Source organism: Agrobacterium tumefaciens, from assembly GCF_013318015.2.
Lineage (GTDB): Bacteria > Pseudomonadota > Alphaproteobacteria > Rhizobiales > Rhizobiaceae > Agrobacterium > Agrobacterium tumefaciens.
Map to the genome: position 1 here is coordinate 931,428 of NZ_CP115841.1, position 18,577 is coordinate 950,004.

Below are 18,577 nucleotides of genomic sequence, written 5' to 3' on the forward strand. Positions count from 1 at the left end.
AAGCATGTTAAAAGATCAGGATCGCATCTTTACCAATCTCTACGGCCTCAAGGACAAGTCCCTGAAGGGCGTGAGGGCGCGCGGCCACTGGGATGGCACCAAGCAGATCATCGAAAAGGGTCGTGACTGGATCATCAATGAGATGAAGGCTTCCGGCCTTCGCGGTCGCGGCGGCGCAGGCTTCCCGACGGGTCTCAAGTGGTCCTTCATGCCCAAGGAAAGCGACGGCCGTCCGCATTATCTCGTGGTCAACGCCGACGAATCCGAGCCCGGCACCTGCAAGGACCGCGAAATCCTGCGCAACGATCCGCATACGCTGATCGAAGGCTGCGTTATCGCCGGTTTCGCCATGGGTGCGCACACCGCCTATATCTACGTGCGCGGCGAATATATGCGCGAACGTGAGGCGCTTCAGGCCGCCATCGACGAATGTTACGATGCGGGCCTGCTCGGCAAGAACAACAAGAACGGCTGGGATTTCGACATCTACGTCCATCACGGCGCAGGTGCCTATATCTGCGGCGAAGAGACGGCACTGCTTGAAAGCCTTGAGGGCAAGAAGGGCCAGCCGCGCCTGAAGCCGCCGTTCCCGGCCAATATGGGTCTTTACGGTTGCCCGACGACCGTCAACAACGTCGAATCCATCGCCGTTGCTCCTACCATTCTGCGCCGAGGTGCGGCATGGTTCTCGTCTATCGGCCGTCCGAACAATGTCGGCACCAAGCTGTTCATGGTCTCCGGCCATGTCGAGCGTCCATGCACCTTCGAAGATGCGCTGGGCTTGTCCTTCCGTGAGCTGATCGAACACCATTGCGGTGGCATTCGCGGCGGCTGGGACAATCTGCTTGGCGTCATTCCCGGCGGCGCATCCTGCCCCATCGTGCGCGGTGAGGACATGAAGGACGCCATCATGGACTTCGACGGCATGCGCGAAGTGAAGTCGTCCTTCGGCACCGGCGGCATGATCGTCATGGACAAGTCCACCGACGTCATCAAGGCGATCGCCCGCATCGCGGCGTTCTTCAAGCATGAAAGCTGCGGCCAGTGCACGCCGTGCCGTGAAGGCACCGGCTGGATGTGGCGCGTGCTGGAACGCATGGTGAAGGGCAACGCGCAGAAGCGCGAAATCGACATGCTGTTCGAAGTGACGAAGCAGATCGAAGGCCACACCATCTGTGCGCTCGGCGACGCCGCCGCATGGCCGGTACAGGCCCTGATCCGCAATTTCCGTCCGGAAATCGAAAAGCGCATCGACCAATATACCTACAGGGCCATGGATGATGGCGCTGTTCTGGAAGCTGCCGAATAAGCTTTTCGCAGTTTGCATGCGGCGCGGGGATGATCCCGGCGCCGGAAAACCATGAAGCGCCTGACCGACGAGATGAAGTGTCGGGCGCGATTAAGGATTTGTTGCGGACCGTGTGAGAGACACGGGACGAACAGGCAACAGGACGTAAGTAGAACCATGGCAAAGCTCAAGGTTGACGGTAAAGAGATCGAGGTTCCGGATCATTTCACGCTGTTGCAGGCGTGCGAGGAGGCTGGTGCTGAAGTTCCGCGCTTTTGTTTTCATGAGCGCTTGTCGGTCGCGGGTAACTGCCGCATGTGTCTCATCGAGGTGAAGGGCGGACCGCCCAAGCCCGCCGCATCCTGCGCCATGGGCGTGCGCGACGTTCGCGGCGGCCCGAATGGTGAATTGCCTGAAGTTTTCACCAACACGCCGATGGTCAAGAAGGCCCGCGAAGGCGTGATGGAGTTCCTTCTCATCAACCACCCGCTCGATTGCCCGATCTGCGACCAGGGCGGCGAATGCGACCTGCAGGACCAGGCTATGGCCTTCGGTATCGCCGGTTCGCGTTACGCGGAAAACAAGCGTGCGGTTGAAGACAAATATATCGGCCCGCTCGTCAAGACAGTGATGAACCGCTGCATCCACTGCACGCGCTGCGTCCGTTTCACAACGGAAGTTGCCGGCATCGCCGAACTTGGCCTCATCGGCCGCGGCGAGGACGCTGAAATCACCACCTATCTCGAGCAGGCTATGACCTCCGAGCTTCAGGGCAACGTCGTCGATCTTTGCCCGGTCGGTGCGCTCACCTCCAAGCCTTTCGCTTTCACTGCCCGTCCGTGGGAACTGAACAAGACCGAAACCATCGACGTGATGGACGCTCTCGGTTCGGCAATCCGCGTCGATACCCGTGGCCGCGAAGTCATGCGCGTCATGCCGCGTGTCAACGAGGCAATCAACGAAGAGTGGATTTCCGACAAGAGCCGCTTCATCTGGGACGGCCTGAAGACGCAGCGTCTCGACCGCCCTTACGTCCGCAAGGATGGCCGCTTGCAGCCCGCAAGCTGGGGCGAAGCCTTCGGCGCTATCAAGCAGGCGGTTGCCGCAACCAGCGGCAGCAAGATCGGCGCGATTGCCGGTGACCTTGCTTCCGTCGAGGAAATGTTCGCGCTGAAGTCGCTTCTGGCGTCGCTCGGCTCGGCCAATGTCGATTGCCGTCAGGATGGCGCAGCGCTTGATCCGTCTTTGGGTCGCGCCAGCTACCTGTTCAATTCCACAATCGAAGGCATCGAGCACGCGGATGCGCTGCTGATCGTCGGCGCCAACCCGCGTTACGAAGCGGCCGTGCTCAATGCACGTATCCGCAAGCGCTGGCGTCGCGGTGGTTTCCCGATCGGCGTGATCGGCGAAGCCGGTGAGCTGCGCTACAACTACGAATATCTAGGCTCCGGCGCGGAAACGCTTTCCGATCTCGCCAATGGCTCTCACAGCTTCGTTGAGAAGCTGAAGTCCGCCAAGAACCCGCTGATCATCATCGGCCAGGGCGCTCTGGCACGCGCCGATGGTGCAGCCGTTCTCGCGGCCGCTGCGAAGCTTGCCGTTTCGGTTGGCGCAATCAGCGAAGAGTGGAACGGCTTCTCGGTGCTTCACACTGCCGCTGCCCGCGTCGGTGGTCTCGACATCGGCTTCGTGCCGGGCGAGGGCGGTGTTGCTGCTGCCGAAATGGTAACGTCCATGGACGTTCTCTTCCTGCTCGGCGCCGATGAAATCGACCTGTCGAACAAGGGCGCCAAGTTCACCGTCTACATCGGCAGCCACGGCGATCATGGCGCGATGAACGCCGACGTCATCCTTCCGGGTGCGGCCTATACCGAAAAATCCGGTATCTGGGTCAACACCGAAGGCCGCGTTCAGGTGGGCAACCGCGCCGGTTTCGCACCGGGCGAGGCCCGTGAAGACTGGGCGATCCTGCGTGCGCTTTCCGACGTGCTCGGCAAGAAGCTGCCGTTCGATTCGCTGTCGGCGCTGCGCGGCCAGCTTTATGTCGCGCATCCGCATCTGGCGGAAACCGATGAGATCGTTGCCGGCAACGGCGCGGATGTCGAGGCACTTGCCGCTCGCGCGGGTAGCCTCAATAAGTCTGCGTTTGCCTCGCCGGTAAAAGACTTTTATTTGACGAACCCGATTGCGCGCGCATCCGCCGTCATGGCCGAGTGTTCCGCATTGGCCCGCAACAATTTCCAGGCTGCGGCAGAGTAAGGGTAGGGGATTATGGAATCGTTTTTCTGGAGCTACGTCTGGCCCGCGCTGATCATGGTCGGCCAGTCCCTGCTGCTTCTCGTTTGCCTTCTGGTGGCCATCGCCTTCCTTCTGCTTGCCGACCGTAAGGTCTGGGCAGCCGTGCAGTTGCGCCGTGGTCCCAACGTCGTCGGCCCCTTTGGTCTGTTCCAGTCCTTCGCCGACCTTTTGAAATTCATCCTGAAGGAGCCCGTCATTCCCGCGGGCGCCAACAAGGCGGTCTTCCTTCTGGCGCCGCTGGTTGCCGTAACGCTGGCGCTCGCCACCTACGCGGTCATCCCCTTCGCCGATGGCTGGGTCGTTGCCAATATTAATGTCGGCATTCTCTACATTTTCGCGATTTCCTCGCTTGAAGTGTACGGCATCATCATGGGCGGCTGGGCTTCGAACTCGAAGTACCCGTTCCTCGGCGCGCTTCGTTCGGCGGCGCAGATGGTGTCCTACGAAGTGTCGATTGGCCTCGTCATTGTCACCGTGCTTCTGTGCGTCGGCTCGCTCAACCTCACGGATATCGTTCTGGCGCAGCGTACCGGCCTCGGCACGATGATCGGTCTGCCGGCTTCGTTCCTCGACTGGCACTGGCTGTCGCTGTTCCCGATGTTCATCGTGTTCTTCATCTCGGGCCTTGCCGAAACCAACCGTCCGCCCTTCGACCTTCCGGAAGCGGAATCGGAACTGGTGGCCGGTCACATGGTCGAATATGGCTCGACGCCTTACATGATGTTCATGCTCGGCGAATATGCTGCGATCGTCCTGATCTGCTGCCTGACGACGATCCTGTTCCTTGGTGGCTGGCTGCCGATCGTGGATGTGTGGTTCCTGAACTGGATTCCGGGCATTGTCTGGTTCGCGCTCAAGGGCTGCATGGTTTTCTTCATGATCGCTCTGGTGAAGGCCTTCGTTCCGCGTTACCGCTATGACCAGCTCATGCGCCTTGGCTGGAAGGTGTTCCTGCCGCTGTCGCTCGCCATGGTCGTTATTGTTGCATTCGTATTGAAGCTGACGGGGTGGGCCGGTTGATGTCCGTACGCCTCGCTCAGAAATCTGGAGTTTGAGATGGCCAGCCTTTCCCAAGCCGTCAATTCACTGTTCCTCAAGGAGTTCGTCGGTGCGATCTTCCTGACGATGCGCCACTTCTTCAAGCAGAAGGCCACGGTGAATTATCCTTTCGAAAAGGGCCCGGTGTCTCCGCGCTTCCGCGGCGAGCATGCGCTGCGCCGTTATCCGAACGGTGAAGAGCGCTGCATCGCCTGCAAGCTGTGTGAGGCGATCTGTCCCGCTCAGGCGATCACCATCGAAGCCGGTCCGCGCCGCAATGACGGCACCCGCCGCACGGTGCGTTACGACATCGACATGGTGAAGTGCATCTATTGCGGTTTCTGCCAGGAAGCCTGCCCGGTGGATGCCATCGTCGAAGGCCCGAACTTCGAATTCGCGACGGAAACCCGCGAGGAGCTTTATTTCGACAAGCAAAGGCTTCTCGACAATGGCGACCGCTGGGAGCGTGAAATCGCGCGCAACCTCGCACTGGATGCGCCTTACCGTTAAGGCGCAACCGTCTTTCCGGGGGAGACCCCGGGAAGCGAAGAAAGAGTAAAAGAGCCTGCACGGTTATCGCCGGCGGGGACGAAACGGGTAGAGCGCGCGATTGCGCGGTCTTTGCCCGGATGAGGACAAGAAGGCACCAACATGGGTCTGCACGCTGTATTCTTTTATATATTCGCTTTCGTCGCCGTGGCGTCTGCGTTCATGGTCATCGCATCGAAGAACCCTGTTCATTCGGTGCTGTTTCTGATTTTGACCTTCTTCAACGCAGCCGCGCTGTTCCTGCTGACGGGGGCCGAATTCCTCGCCATGATCCTGCTCGTCGTTTATGTCGGTGCGGTGGCGGTGCTCTTCCTCTTCGTCGTCATGATGCTGGATGTGGATTTTGCGGAGCTGCGCTCCGGCGTGCTGCAATATGCGCCGATCGGTGCGCTGATCGGTATCATCCTCGCGGCTGAACTGATCGTCGTGGTCGGCGGCAGCGTGCTTAACCCGCAGGCGGCCAAATCGATTACCATGCCGATCCCGTCACCGGCCGTGCGCACCAATACGGCCGCACTGGGCGACGTGCTCTATACCAATTACGTCTACTTCTTCCAGCTTGCCGGTCTCGTGCTGCTGGTGGCCATGATCGGCGCCATCGTGCTGACGCTGCGTCACCGCACCGACATCAAGCGGCAGAACATATCCACGCAGGTCGGACGTGACCCGAAGACCGCCGTCACCACGGTCAAGGTCAAGCCGGGCCAGGGCATCTGAAGGCGCGAACGGATCCAAGGAAACAGAATATGGAAATCGGTCTTTCCCACTACCTGACGGTCAGCGCGATCCTCTTCACGATCGGCATCTTCGGTATCTTCCTCAACCGGAAGAACGTCATCGTCATCCTCATGTCGATCGAGCTCATCCTGTTGGCGGTCAACATCAACATGGTGGCGTTCTCGGCTTTCCTGAACGACATCGTCGGCCAGGTCTTCGCACTGTTCATTCTGACCGTCGCAGCCGCCGAAGCGGCCATCGGTCTTGCAATACTCGTTGTCTTCTACCGCAACCGCGGATCGATCGCTGTCGAAGACGTCAATATGATGAAGGGCTGATAAGGCTATGATCTACAAGGCTATCGTCTTTCTTCCCCTGATCGGCTTCCTGATTGCCGGCCTGTTTGGCCGGTCGATCGGCGCCAAGGCTTCGGAATATGTCACCACCGGTCTGATGATCGTGGTCGCCGTCCTGTCGTGGATCGTCTTCTTCTCCGTCGCGCTTGCCCATGGCGAGCCGGGCGAGGTGATCAAGGTAACCGTGCTGCGCTGGATCCAGTCCGGCGGCATCGACGTCGAGTGGGCGTTCCGCATCGATACCCTGACGGCCGTCATGTTCGTCGTCGTCAACACCGTCTCGACGCTGGTGCACCTCTATTCGATCGGATACATGCACCACGATCCGCATCGTCCGCGCTTCTTTGCCTATCTTTCGCTGTTCACCTTCGCGATGCTGATGCTGGTGACCTCCGACAACCTGCTGCAGATGTTCTTCGGCTGGGAAGGCGTTGGTCTGGCGTCGTACCTGCTGATCGGTTTCTGGTTCAAGAAGCCTTCGGCGTCTGCTGCTGCCATGAAGGCGTTCATCGTCAACCGTGTTGGCGACTTCGGCTTCATTCTCGGAATATCAGGCGTCTTCGTGCTGTTCGGCTCGATCAATTTTGAGACCATCTTCGCTGCCGCCAGCACCTATCTGCCGGCTGAAGGTGCAGCTTCCACCGAAACCGTCATCAACCTGTTCGGCATGCAGCTGGACAAGGCCAATGCGATGACGGGCGTTTGCCTGCTGCTCTTCATGGGCGCCATGGGTAAGTCGGCGCAGTTCCTGCTGCACACCTGGCTGCCGGACGCGATGGAAGGCCCGACCCCTGTGTCCGCCCTCATTCACGCCGCAACAATGGTCACCGCCGGTGTCTTCCTGGTTGCCCGCATGTCGCCGCTGTTCGAATTGTCGCATGATGCGCTCACTGTCGTGACGCTGGTCGGCGCCATCACCGCCTTCTTCGCAGCGACCGTCGGTCTCGTGCAGAACGATATCAAGCGCGTGATTGCCTATTCGACCTGCTCGCAGCTAGGTTACATGTTCGTGGCACTTGGCGTCGGCGCTTATGGCGCGGCCGTGTTCCACCTCTTCACGCATGCCTTCTTCAAGGCACTGCTGTTCTTGTGCGCCGGTTCGGTTATCCATGCCGTCGATGGCGAGCAGGACATGCGTTACATGGGCGGCCTGCGCAAGCATATCCCCATCACCTTCTGGACGATGACCGTCGGCACGCTTGCGCTGACAGGTGTGGGCATTCCGGGCACGATGATCGGCTTTGCCGGCTTCTTCTCGAAGGACGTGATCATCGAATCCGCTTATGCGTCCCATTCGGTGCTGTCGGGTTTCGCCTTCACGCTGCTGGTCATCGCCGCGCTGTTCACCAGCTTCTATTCCTGGCGTCTGGCGTTCATGACCTTCTTCGGAAAGCCGCGCGCTTCGGCTGACGTGATGCACCATGTGCATGAATCGCCGATGGTCATGCTGATCCCGCTCTTCATCCTCACAGTCGGCGCGATCTTCGCCGGTGTTGTCTTCGAAGGTTATTTCTTCGGCCATGAATATGCCGAGTTCTGGAAGGGTGCTCTCTTCACGCTTCCGGAAAATGAAATCCTTGACGAGTTCCACCATGTTCCGCTGTGGGTCAAGTGGAGCCCGTTCTTCGCCATGGCGCTTGGTTTTGTCACCGCATGGTACATGTATATCAAGTCGCCGGAGACGCCGAAGCGTCTGGCAGCGACCCATCGCGGCCTCTATCAGTTCCTCTTGAACAAGTGGTATTTCGACGAGCTTTACGACTTCCTGTTCGTGCGTTCCGCAAAGGCGCTTGGCCGCTTCCTGTGGAAGAAGGGCGACGTGGCCGTCATCGACCATTATGGACCGAACGGCATTGCAGCGCGTGTGGTTGACGTGACCAACCGCATGGTCCGCCTGCAATCCGGTTACCTTTATCACTATGCCTTTGCGATGCTGATCGGCATCGCGGCGCTTGTCACCTGGATGATGCTCGGGAGTGCGTTTTGATGACCGATTGGCCAATTCTTTCAACGGTCACCTTTCTGCCGCTCGTCGGCGTGGTGCTCTTGCTGCTGACCAATGAGAACGGCCCTTACGGTCGCCGCAACATTCTCAACGTCTCGCTGCTGACGACCGTTTTCACTTTCCTGGTTTCGCTGTTCGTCTGGATCGGCTTCGATAATTCGAACCCCGGTTTCCAGATGGTGGAAAAACACGCATGGTTCGGCAACATCGCCGCCTATCATCTGGGCGTCGACGGCATCTCCATGCTGTTCGTCATCCTCACCACCTTCCTCATGCCTTTCTGCGTGCTGGCAAGCTGGCAGTCGGTTGAAAAGCGCATCAAGGAATACATGATCGCCTTCCTGCTTCTGGAAGTCGTCATGATCGGCGTCTTCGTGGCGCTGGATACGGTTCTTTTCTACGTCTTCTTCGAAGCAACGCTGATCCCGATGTTCATCATCATCGGCGTCTGGGGCGGCAAGGATCGCGTCTACGCATCCTACAAGTTCTTCCTTTACACGCTGCTTGGCTCGGTTCTGACCATGCTCGCCATCATGGCGATGTACTGGCAGTCCGGCACAACAGACATGACCGAACTTCTGAAATACGGCTTCCCCGCTGGCATGCAGACCTGGCTGTGGCTTGCCTGTTTCGCCGCTTTTTCGGTCAAGATGCCGATGTGGCCTGTACACACCTGGCTGCCGGATGCGCACGTGCAGGCGCCGACCGCGGGTTCCGTCATTCTGGCAGGTGTCATGCTGAAGCTTGGCGGTTACGGTTTCATCCGTTTCTCGCTGTCGATGTTCCCCTTGGCGTCGGACTATTTCGCTCCCTTCGTCTTCACGCTGTCGGTTCTCGCCATCATCTACACCTCGCTCGTGGCGATGATGCAGGACGACATCAAGAAGCTGATCGCCTATTCCTCCGTCGCCCACATGGGTTACGTGACCATGGGCATCTTCGCAGCCAATGTGCAGGGCGTGCAGGGCGCAATCTTCCAGATGCTGTCGCACGGCATCGTGTCGGGCGCGCTCTTCCTCTGCGTCGGCGTCGTTTACGATCGGCTGCATACCCGTGAGATCTCGGCCTATGGCGGTCTCGTGAACAACATGCCGAAATATGCCGTCGCCTTCATGATCTTCACCATGGCCAATGTCGGTCTGCCCGGCACTTCCGGCTTCGTTGGTGAATTCCTGACGCTGATCGGCGTATTCCGCGCCAACACGCTGGTCGCGCTGTTTGCGGCAACCGGCGTCATCCTCTCGGCCGCTTACGCGCTGTGGCTCTACCGCCGCGTGATTTTCGGTGCGCTTGAGAAGGAAAGCCTGAAATCGATGCTCGATCTGTCGACCCGCGAAAAGGTCATCCTTTATCCGCTGGTTGCGCTGACGATCTTCTTCGGCGTCTACCCGGCTCCGGTTTTCGATGCGACAGCCGCTTCGGTCGATCTTCTGGTAAACAACTATACGGCTGCATTGCAGGCGGCGCAAAATGTTGCGCTTTCTATGAATTGACGACAGGACCCGTTGGACATGACCGCTGAAATTCTTTTTGCCAGTCTGCACATCGCGACGCCCGAGCTGATCCTTGCGGTCGGCGCGCTGGCGCTGCTCATGATTGGCGTCTTCTCGGGCGACAAGTCGACAACGACGGTCACGGGCCTCTCCGTGGCCCTGCTGCTCGTCGTCGGTCTCTGGATCGTCTTTGCGCCCGCTTCGGGTGTGGCTTTCGGCGGCGTTTACGTCGCCGATGCCTTCGGCAACTTCATGAAGGTGCTGGCGCTGATCGGCTCGATCACCGCCATGATCCTTTCTGTCGGCCAGAGCCGTTTCGAGCCGGTCGGCCGGTTCGAATATCCGGTGCTTCTGGTTCTGGCGACGCTCGGCATCCTGCTGATGATTTCGGCCAACAACCTGATCTCGCTCTATATGGCGCTGGAGCTGCAGTCGCTTGCGCTCTACGTCGTCTGCGCAATCAACCGGGAAAGCCTGCGCTCCACCGAAGCGGGCCTGAAATATTTCGTTCTCGGTGCGCTCTCCTCGGGCATGCTGCTTTACGGCATGTCGCTGGTTTACGGCTTTACCGGCAATACCGGCTTTACCGAAATCGCCCAGGTTCTGACGGCAGAAACCCGTTCGCTCGGCCTCGTCTTCGGTCTGGTTTTTGTTCTCGCCGGTCTGGCATTCAAGATTTCCGCCGTGCCGTTCCACATGTGGACGCCGGATGTTTATGAGGGTGCGCCGACACCGGTCACGGCCTTCCTGTCTGCCGCTCCCAAGATCGGCGCCATGGCGATCTTCGTTCGCATCGTTGTTGACGCTTTCCAGCCGGTCTTTGCCGACTGGCAGCAGATCGTCGTCTTCATCTCCATCGCTTCCATGCTGCTCGGCTCGTTCGCGGCAATCGGCCAGAAGAATATCAAGCGCCTGATGGCCTATTCTTCCATCGGTCACATGGGTTACGCGCTGGTTGGTCTTGCGGCGGGCACCGAGGCGGGTATCTCGGGCGTCATTCTTTACATGACCATCTACATGGTCATGACGCTCGGCACCTTCGCCTGCATTCTCTCCATGCGTCGCAAGGAAATCGGCAATGTCGAAAATGTCGAGGATCTGGCCGGGCTTTCGTCCACCAACCCCTTCATGGCAGTTGTTCTGACGATCCTGATGTTCTCGCTTGCCGGCATTCCGCCGCTCGCCGGATTCTTCGGCAAGTACTACGTCTTCCTTGCTGCCATCGAAGCCAAACTCTATCCGCTTGCCGTCATCGGTGTGATCGGCTCGGTTGTCGGTGCGTATTATTATATCCGCGTCGTCAAGGTCATGTGGTTCGATGAAGCCAAGGGCAGCTTCGAGCGTCCAGCTGGCGAACTGAAAATCGTTTATGCGCTGTCTGGACTGTTCGTCGTCGCTTTCATCGTCTTCGGTGGTGCGCTCGGTAATGCAGTCACGGTTGCGGCAAAGACGTTCTTTTGAGCAATACGCACAAGCATACGGGCCGGATGTCCATCGATGACTTCCGGCACGAGGCGATGGCGGAAACGCCATCGACCAACATAGAATGTTTCGCCCGGGCAAGGGCAGGCGATGGCGGCAATCTGTGGATCACCGCCATCCGCCAGACTGGCGGGCGCGGTCGCCGCGGCCGGCCTTGGGTGTCTGAACCAGGCAATCTCTACGCTTCGCTTCTTCTCATCGATCCCGCGCCAATGGACCGCATCGGTTCATTGCCGCTTGCCTTTGCGCTCGCCGTCTACCGCGCCATTCGCGCTGTGTTACCGACCGGTGGCGAACCGCTAGAGATAAAATGGCCGAATGACGTGCTGATCGGGCGCCGGAAGACCTGCGGCATTCTGATGGAAGCCGAACTTCTGCCGGATGGACGCCGCGCCATCGTCATCGGCATCGGCATCAATATCGCCCACAAGCCTGAAAATCCGCTTTATCCCGTCACCATGCTGTCCGAACACGGGGCGTCGTGCTCCCCCGACGAGCTGTTCGCGCATCTCTTCCGCGAGACAGCGGATGTGCTGCAAAGCTGGGATGAGGGCAGGGGCGTTTCCGGTGTCATGGCCGGATGGCGGGCGGCTGCCTGCGGTATCGGCGAACATATCACCGTCAATTTTCCGGATCGCTCGATCGGCGGGCGTTTCGTTGGAATTGATGATAATGGTTATCTGCTGCTGGATGAGGATGAGGGCACAAGGCGCTCCATCGCCGCCGGCGACGTGTTTTTTGGATGAGGTGGACGGCGTGTCTTCAAAGACTCGCGCCGAACCTCTTCCCACAGGTTGGAGCTTTCCTGCTGCTCATGAAAAGCAGGGTGACAGACCGGCTCCGCATCGGCCCGGTCGATCAGATGATGTTTCAGGTCCGATGCTGTTAAACGGGCGGCTGGGCGCGGCATATTGCCGTCGCCAGCGCGCTCTCGTGAATGGATAAGAAGAACAATGACTAAACAGGACGAACTGGTATTTCTGCCGCTTGGCGGCGTCGGCGAAATTGGCATGAATCTCGCGCTGTACGGCTACGGTCCGGAAAGCAAGCGCCAATGGATCATGGTGGATTGCGGCGTTACCTTTGCCGGTCTCGATCTGCCTGGTGTCGATCTGGTTCTGCCCGATATCAGCTGTATCGCCGAGCAGAAGAAGAACCTCAAAGGCATCATCATCACCCACGCCCATGAGGATCACTACGGCGCGCTGAACGATCTGTGGCCGGGCCTCAACGTGCCCGTCTATGCCTCGGGTTTCACCGCCGGCATGCTGGAGGCAAAGCGCGCCTACGAGGGCAGCCGTGCCGAAATTCCAATCACCCCGTTCAAGGCGGGTGATCGCATCAATGTCGGCCCGTTCGAAATCGAGGCCGTCGGCGTCAACCATTCGATCCCCGAGCCGATGTCGCTGGTCATCCGCACGCCGCTTGGCAATGTCATCCACACGGGCGACTGGAAGATTGACGAGGCGCCGTCTCTCGGTCCGTTGACGGATGAGGCGCGTTTCCGCGCCATTGGCGAGGAGGGCGTGCTGGCGTTGATGTGCGACAGCACCAACTCGCTGCGCGACGGCGTATCGCCTTCGGAGCACGAAGTGTCTGAGGGGCTGCGCCAGATCATTGAAAATGCCGAGGGTCGCGTGGCCATCACCACCTTCTCCTCCAATGTCGGCCGTATCCGCTCCATCGCGCAGGCTGCGGAAGCTGCCGGACGCGAAGTGCTGCTGCTCGGCTCGTCGCTGAAGCGCGTCGTCAACGTTTCGCAGGATCTCGGCATCATGGAAGGTATCAAGCCGTTCCTGGCTGAAGACGAATACGGCTATATTCCGCGCAACAAGGTGGTCGTCATTCTCACCGGTTCGCAGGGCGAGCCGCGGGCAGCCCTTGCCAAGCTTTCGCGCGATGAGATGCGTAATGTGGCGCTGGCTGCCGGTGATACGGTAGTATTTTCCTCGCGCGCCATTCCGGGTAACGAAAAGGCGATCATCGAGATCAAGAACGGCCTGATAGAGCAGGGCATCCATATCGTTACCGACAATGAGGCTTTGGTGCATGTCTCCGGCCATCCCCGCCGTAACGAACTTCTGAGGATGTACGAATGGACCAAGCCGCAAATCCTGGTGCCGGTGCATGGCGAGGCGGCGCATCTGGTCGCGCAGAAGGAACTGGCTGAACAGGCCGGCATTTCTCAGGTGCCGAAGGTTCGTAACGGCAACATTCTGCGTCTGGCGCCAGGTCCTGCGGAAGTTATCAACGACGCACCGCACGGCCGCGTCTTCAAGGACGGCAACCTCATCGGTGACCTCGACGAGATGGGGATCAGCAACCGCCGCAAGCTTTCCTTCGCCGGCCATGTCTCCGTCAATGTGCTGCTGGACAGCCGCTACGACTTCCTCGGAGATCCCGATGTCGTACCTTTCGGCCTGCCGGAATTCGATGATGAGGGCGAGGACATGGAAGATACGCTCTATGACGCCGTACTCGGTGCCGTGGAAAGCATCCCCCGTGCCCGCCGCAAGGATCTTGCGCTGCTGCGCGAGTCAGTGCGCCGCGCCGTACGCGCCGCTGCCAATCAGGCATGGGGCAAGAAGCCGATCGTGACGGTTTTCGTCACCAAGGTCTGAACCGGAAAATCCCGGGTTTTCAAACCGTCACGCCCCGTCATGTCCGGACCATCTCGGACATGACGCAATCGCTGTCCGCGATCGTTCCTTCTCCTCTCTTGCAGCTTTTTACACATCTTGCAGGGAAGTGATTCCGGTTCGCGGATGAATGCGTTACAAGGGGCGCATCACGCAGGAGGACGTCATGCCGCTTCTTTCGGTCTTCGCCATTTATTTCATCGTCTGGTGGACGGTGCTTTTCGTTGTGCTGCCGATTGGCCTTCGCACTCAGGAGGAAGACGGCGATGTGGCGATCGGCACGGTTGCAAGCGCCCCGTCAAGGTTCAGGGGCGGGCGCATCGTGTTGTGGACAACGCTGATATCGGCTTTGATCTGCGGGCTCTGGTACGGCGGAACCTGGTGGTTCGGTGTCAGCATGGACGACCTTCCGAGAATTATCCCGGTTTTCGACTGAAGCACCTCACCCACGCCCTAGGATTAAGCGCGCCGCAGAATTTTGCAGCGTGGCGGGCTTCGTGATGCGATTTAAGGCAACATAAGCTGTGCTGCCGTTTTATGAATGGTCGCCACAAGATGCGCCAGTGCTGTCACATGGATGTCATATCAGTCGTGCACACACCATGAGCGTGTCTGGCGGGCAATTCGCTGTCACAATTTTACCGGAATAAGCATTCGGGGTTGTGAACTTCGCCGGAATCAAAAAAAAACAAGGCATTTCAGCCTTGTTTTTCAGGTTTCGCGTGATCTGTAACCGTTACCGGGGCAGCGACAAGCGCGCCTAAGATCGAATCCTCCCAAGACTGACCGCGAAAACGGCAAGAATTTAGACTTCCTGCCTCTTTTGTGAGCTAAAGTTAGCCCAATCACCCATGCTTGTCATCTCATTTTTTGCATATTTGTTACAGTCGGCAAAAAATTCCCTGTGGTGCAATTTGTCGCACCGGATCAAGAATAATATTCCGGCCAAAGCGTTTTGACGCGAATTAGCTATCGCGAAAATGCCACGAAATCGCCTAGGCAGGTCTTTGCATGGCGGGTTTTCTTCTTGGTCAGAAACAGCTATGTACGGCGCCAATATCCCTCTATTCGGGGCGATTCCCGCGCCTTTGCGTGTTGTTGCCCATACCAATGGAAGTCGTCATGCGTCTCAGCCGTTATTTCATGCCCATCCTGAAGGAAAACCCCAAGGAAGCGGAGATTGTCTCCCATCGCCTTATGCTGCGTGCGGGCATGATCCGGCAGCAATCGGCTGGCATCTATTCCTGGCTACCGCTCGGCAAGCGCGTTCTGGACAAGGTCAACAGGATCATCCGCGAGGAGCAGGATCGCTCGGGCGCGATCGAGCTTCTGATGCCGACGCTGCAGACGGCTGAGCTGTGGCAGGAGAGCGGCCGTTATGACGATTACGGCAAGGAAATGCTGCGCATCAAGGACCGTCAGGACCGCCAGATGCTGTATGGCCCCACTAACGAGGAGATGATCACTGACATCTTCCGGTCCTATGTGAAATCCTACAAGAACCTGCCGCTGAACCTCTATCATATTCAGCTGAAGTTCCGCGACGAGGTGCGCCCCCGTTTCGGCACCATGCGCTCGCGCGAGTTTTTGATGAAGGATGCTTATTCCTTCGATCTGACCAAGGAAGACGCGATCCACTCCTATAACAAGATGTTCGTGGCTTACCTGCGCACCTTTGAGCGCCTTGGCCTGCGCGCCATTCCCATGCGTGCCGATACCGGCCCTATCGGCGGCAATCACAGCCACGAATTCATCATTCTGGCCGATACCGGCGAATCCGAAGTCTTCTGCCACAAGAGCTTCCTCGACCGCGCCATCCCCGCCGACGATACCAACTTCGACGACGTCGCAGCCCTTCAAGGCGTTTTCGACGAATGGACGGCCGACTATGCTGCCACCTCGGAAATGCACGACGAATCTGCTTATGAGGCCATTCCCGATGGCGAGCGCCTTTCGGCGCGCGGCATCGAAGTCGGCCACATCTTCTATTTCGGCACCAAATATTCCGAGCCGATGGGCGCCAAGGTGCAGGGTGCTGATGGCAAGGAACACCCCGTTCACATGGGGTCCTACGGCATTGGCCCGACACGCCTTGTTCCCGCCATCATTGAAGCATCGCATGACGAAAACGGAATCATCTGGCCGGCTTCGGTCGCTCCTTTCGATGTCGTGACTATCAACATGAAGGCAGGTGACGCAGCCTGTGATGCGGCGTGCGAAAAGCTGTATTACTCGCTCTCCAATGCCGGCAAGGATGTTCTTTATGACGATACGGACGACCGCGCGGGCCAGAAGTTCGCGACTGCTGACCTGATCGGCGTGCCGATGCAGATCATCGTCGGCCCACGTTCGGCAGCGAACGGTGAAGTCGAGGTGAAGGATCGCAAGACCGGCGACCGTGAAACCGTCACAATCGAAGCGGCAATGAACAGGGTGCTTGGCTAAGCGCGAAATGGTGAAAGTGACGAGCGGTTTTCGCCTGAAATCCGCTCCAGCTTTATGAGATCAAGATCAGGGGTCGGTTTTTTGTGAAAACCGGCCTTTCAAGTTCAGATCAGGGAGACGACATGGCAAAAGCCGAGGCTGACAAGGGTGCGGCTCCTTCCGCCCGGGAAAGGACCGCCCGGCCGTTTTCTGCTTTCGAGCGCATGGTGGCCTGGCGCTATCTGCGGTCGCGGCGCAAGGAAGCGTTCATTTCCGTCATCGCCGGCTTTTCCTTCGTCGGCATCATGCTGGGCGTCGCGACGCTTATCATCGTCATGGCTGTCATGAACGGTTTTCGCACCGAGCTGATTTCGCGAATTCTCGGCATCAACGGCCATATGATCGTCCAGCCGATCGACCAGCCCTTCAACAATTACGATGAGCTGGCGAAGAAGTTCTCCGCCATTCCGGGCGTGACGATGGCCCTGCCGCTGGTAGAGGGGCAGACATTGGCCTCCGGTCGCGGTGGCGCCGGCTCGGGTGCGCTCGTGCGCGGCGTTCGCCAGGACGATATCGACAAGATCAAGGAAGTCGCCACCAACGTCAAGACCGGCGATCTCGTCGGCTTCATGGCGGGCGACGGGGTTCTGGTTGGCTCAAGGCTTGCCGCACAGCTTGGCGTGACGGCGGGCGACGATATCACCCTCATTTCGCCTGAAGGCGATGTGACGCCGATGGGTGTCAACCCCCGCGTCAAATCCTACAAGATTTCGGGCGTCTTCGAGATCGGCATGTCGGAATATGACGCGTCGATGATCTATATGCCGCTGTCCGAAGCCCAGCTTTATTTCAATGCCGAAGGCCTGGTGCAATCCATCGAGCTTTACGTCAGTCGCCCAGACAATGTCGACGGCATCCGCCCCCTGGTGGAGCAGGCAGCTGAACGGCAGATATATATCACCGACTGGAGACAGCGTAACCAGACCTTCTTTTCCGCCCTGCAGGTGGAAAGAAACGTGATGTTCATGATACTGACGCTCATCGTTCTGGTAGCGGCGCTCAACATCATTTCCGGCCTCATCATGCTGGTGAAGGACAAGGGCAGCGATATCGCCATTCTGCGCACCATGGGCGCCAGTTCCGGCGCCGTCATGCGTATCTTCTTCATGACGGGAGCTGCCATCGGCACGGTCGGCACATTCGCCGGTGTGGCACTCGGCGTCATCGTCTGCCTCAATGTGGAATCGATCCGGCAGTTCTTCTCCTGGGTATCAGGCACGGTGCTGTTTGATCCGCAGCTCTATTTCCTCAGCCAGCTTCCGGCCGAAATGGATATCAGCGAGACCATTACCGTCGTCATCATGGCGCTGACGCTTTCTTTCCTGGCAACCATCTTTCCGGCATGGCGGGCTTCCAAGCTCGATCCGGTGCAGGCCCTGCGTTACGAATAAGGACCGCTTCACAATATGGCAAAAAAATCAGTGCTGCGGCTTACCGGCGTCGAGAGGACCTATGGTCAGGGCGAGACGTCGCTCTCCATTCTGCGCAAGGCCGATTTCGAGTTGAAGAGCGGTGAGATGGTGGCGCTTGTTGCCCCCTCGGGCACCGGCAAATCCACGCTGTTGCATCTCGCCGGGCTTCTCGAACATCCGGATGCTGGCGAGGTTTTCATCAATGACGCGCCCTGCAATGGTCTGCCGGATGAAAAGCGCACGGCGATCCGCCGCAGCGACATCGGTTTCGTCTACCAGTTCCATCATCTGCTGCCGGAGTTCACGGCGGTGGAGAACGTGATGATGCCGCAGCTCATCGCCGGTCTGACGCAGGGCGAGGCTCGCAAGCGTGCGAGCGCGCTACTCGATTACATGCGCGTCGGCCATCGCGGCGAACATCGCCCGGCTGAGCTTTCCGGCGGTGAACAGCAACGTGTGGCGATTGCGCGCGCCGTTGCCAACGCACCGCTCCTGCTTCTCGCCGACGAGCCGACCGGCAATCTCGATCCCGAGACCGCGCATTACGTGTTCGATGCGCTGGAGGCGCTGGTGCGCCAGTCCGGCCTTGCCGCACTGATCGCCACCCATAATCACGAGCTCGCCAACCGCATGGACCGCCGCGTGACGCTTGCAGACGGCAAGATCGTAGACTTCTGATCGTGATGCAGTAAGGCGACCATAACGCCGCCTTTGAGATCTTTTCTGCGGCTGAGTCTGTCTACGTTCACGTTTCCCGCAAGGCCACTCGTCCTTCCACAATTGAATTTTCACGAACCCGGAGGTGTTTTTGCCTCC

General features: G+C 58.8%; 15 protein-coding genes. All 15 read left to right on the plus strand.

Annotation, left to right across the window (positions count from 1 at the left end):
- Nucleotides 1-4: 4 nt before the first annotated feature.
- The 15 genes from nuoF (at nucleotide 5) to G6L97_RS04790 (ending at nucleotide 18,439) form a co-directional block, all read left to right on the plus strand.
- The gene (gene nuoF, locus G6L97_RS04720) at nucleotides 5-1,309 is read left to right on the plus strand and encodes an NADH-quinone oxidoreductase subunit NuoF (RefSeq protein ID WP_003512673.1); all 1,305 of its coding nucleotides are present in this window, start codon (nucleotides 5-7) and stop codon (nucleotides 1,307-1,309) included.
- 156 nt (nucleotides 1,310-1,465) lie between these two features.
- Complete coding sequence (nuoG, locus tag G6L97_RS04725; RefSeq protein ID WP_041694373.1) at nucleotides 1,466-3,547, plus strand: NADH-quinone oxidoreductase subunit NuoG; 2,082 nt, start codon at nucleotides 1,466-1,468, stop codon at nucleotides 3,545-3,547.
- Nucleotides 3,548-3,559: 12 nt separating this feature from the next.
- The gene (gene nuoH / locus G6L97_RS04730) at nucleotides 3,560-4,606 is read left to right on the plus strand and encodes an NADH-quinone oxidoreductase subunit NuoH (protein ID WP_013635951.1); all 1,047 of its coding nucleotides are present in this window, start codon (nucleotides 3,560-3,562) and stop codon (nucleotides 4,604-4,606) included.
- A 36-nt stretch (nucleotides 4,607-4,642) separates the two neighbouring features.
- Nucleotides 4,643-5,134 carry an NADH-quinone oxidoreductase subunit NuoI gene (nuoI, locus tag G6L97_RS04735; protein ID WP_003512679.1) on the plus strand — a complete coding sequence of 164 codons (492 nt, stop codon included), beginning with the start codon at nucleotides 4,643-4,645 and terminating at the stop codon, nucleotides 5,132-5,134.
- A gap of 141 nt (nucleotides 5,135-5,275) precedes the next feature.
- The gene (locus G6L97_RS04740) at nucleotides 5,276-5,890 is read left to right on the plus strand and encodes an NADH-quinone oxidoreductase subunit J (RefSeq protein ID WP_003512680.1); all 615 of its coding nucleotides are present in this window, start codon (nucleotides 5,276-5,278) and stop codon (nucleotides 5,888-5,890) included.
- A gap of 29 nt (nucleotides 5,891-5,919) precedes the next feature.
- Complete coding sequence (gene nuoK, locus G6L97_RS04745) at nucleotides 5,920-6,228, plus strand: NADH-quinone oxidoreductase subunit NuoK (protein ID WP_003496445.1); 309 nt, start codon at nucleotides 5,920-5,922, stop codon at nucleotides 6,226-6,228.
- A 7-nt stretch (nucleotides 6,229-6,235) separates the two neighbouring features.
- Nucleotides 6,236-8,233 (plus strand): NADH-quinone oxidoreductase subunit L, encoded by a 1,998-nt coding sequence (gene nuoL / locus G6L97_RS04750; protein WP_013635952.1) that lies wholly within the window; start codon nucleotides 6,236-6,238, stop codon nucleotides 8,231-8,233.
- Nucleotides 8,233-9,744 carry an NADH-quinone oxidoreductase subunit M gene (locus G6L97_RS04755; RefSeq protein WP_013635953.1) on the plus strand — a complete coding sequence of 504 codons (1,512 nt, stop codon included), beginning with the start codon at nucleotides 8,233-8,235 and terminating at the stop codon, nucleotides 9,742-9,744. The genes nuoL and G6L97_RS04755 overlap by 1 nt, the downstream gene beginning before the upstream one ends.
- 18 nt (nucleotides 9,745-9,762) lie before the next feature.
- Complete coding sequence (gene nuoN / locus G6L97_RS04760; RefSeq protein ID WP_003512691.1) at nucleotides 9,763-11,205, plus strand: NADH-quinone oxidoreductase subunit NuoN; 1,443 nt, start codon at nucleotides 9,763-9,765, stop codon at nucleotides 11,203-11,205.
- A 26-nt stretch (nucleotides 11,206-11,231) separates the two neighbouring features.
- Nucleotides 11,232-11,972, plus strand: coding sequence for a biotin--[acetyl-CoA-carboxylase] ligase (locus tag G6L97_RS04765; protein WP_025593259.1), 741 nt, complete (start codon nucleotides 11,232-11,234; stop codon nucleotides 11,970-11,972).
- A 207-nt stretch (nucleotides 11,973-12,179) separates the two neighbouring features.
- Nucleotides 12,180-13,847, plus strand: a complete 1,668-nt coding sequence (locus G6L97_RS04770) for a ribonuclease J (RefSeq protein WP_174002775.1) — start codon at nucleotides 12,180-12,182, stop codon at nucleotides 13,845-13,847.
- Between the two features lie 148 nt (nucleotides 13,848-13,995).
- On the plus strand, nucleotides 13,996-14,301 hold the full coding sequence (locus G6L97_RS04775; RefSeq protein WP_162633693.1) for a DUF1467 family protein: 306 nt from the start codon (nucleotides 13,996-13,998) through the stop codon (nucleotides 14,299-14,301).
- A 686-nt stretch (nucleotides 14,302-14,987) separates the two neighbouring features.
- Entirely contained in the window at nucleotides 14,988-16,310 is a 1,323-nt protein-coding gene (gene proS, locus G6L97_RS04780) for a proline--tRNA ligase (RefSeq protein ID WP_174002777.1), read from the plus strand.
- A 122-nt stretch (nucleotides 16,311-16,432) separates the two neighbouring features.
- On the plus strand, nucleotides 16,433-17,740 hold the full coding sequence (locus G6L97_RS04785; RefSeq protein ID WP_003512696.1) for a lipoprotein-releasing ABC transporter permease subunit: 1,308 nt from the start codon (nucleotides 16,433-16,435) through the stop codon (nucleotides 17,738-17,740).
- 15 nt (nucleotides 17,741-17,755) lie between these two features.
- Complete coding sequence (locus G6L97_RS04790) at nucleotides 17,756-18,439, plus strand: ABC transporter ATP-binding protein (RefSeq protein ID WP_013635957.1); 684 nt, start codon at nucleotides 17,756-17,758, stop codon at nucleotides 18,437-18,439.
- Nucleotides 18,440-18,577: the final 138 nt, after the last annotated feature.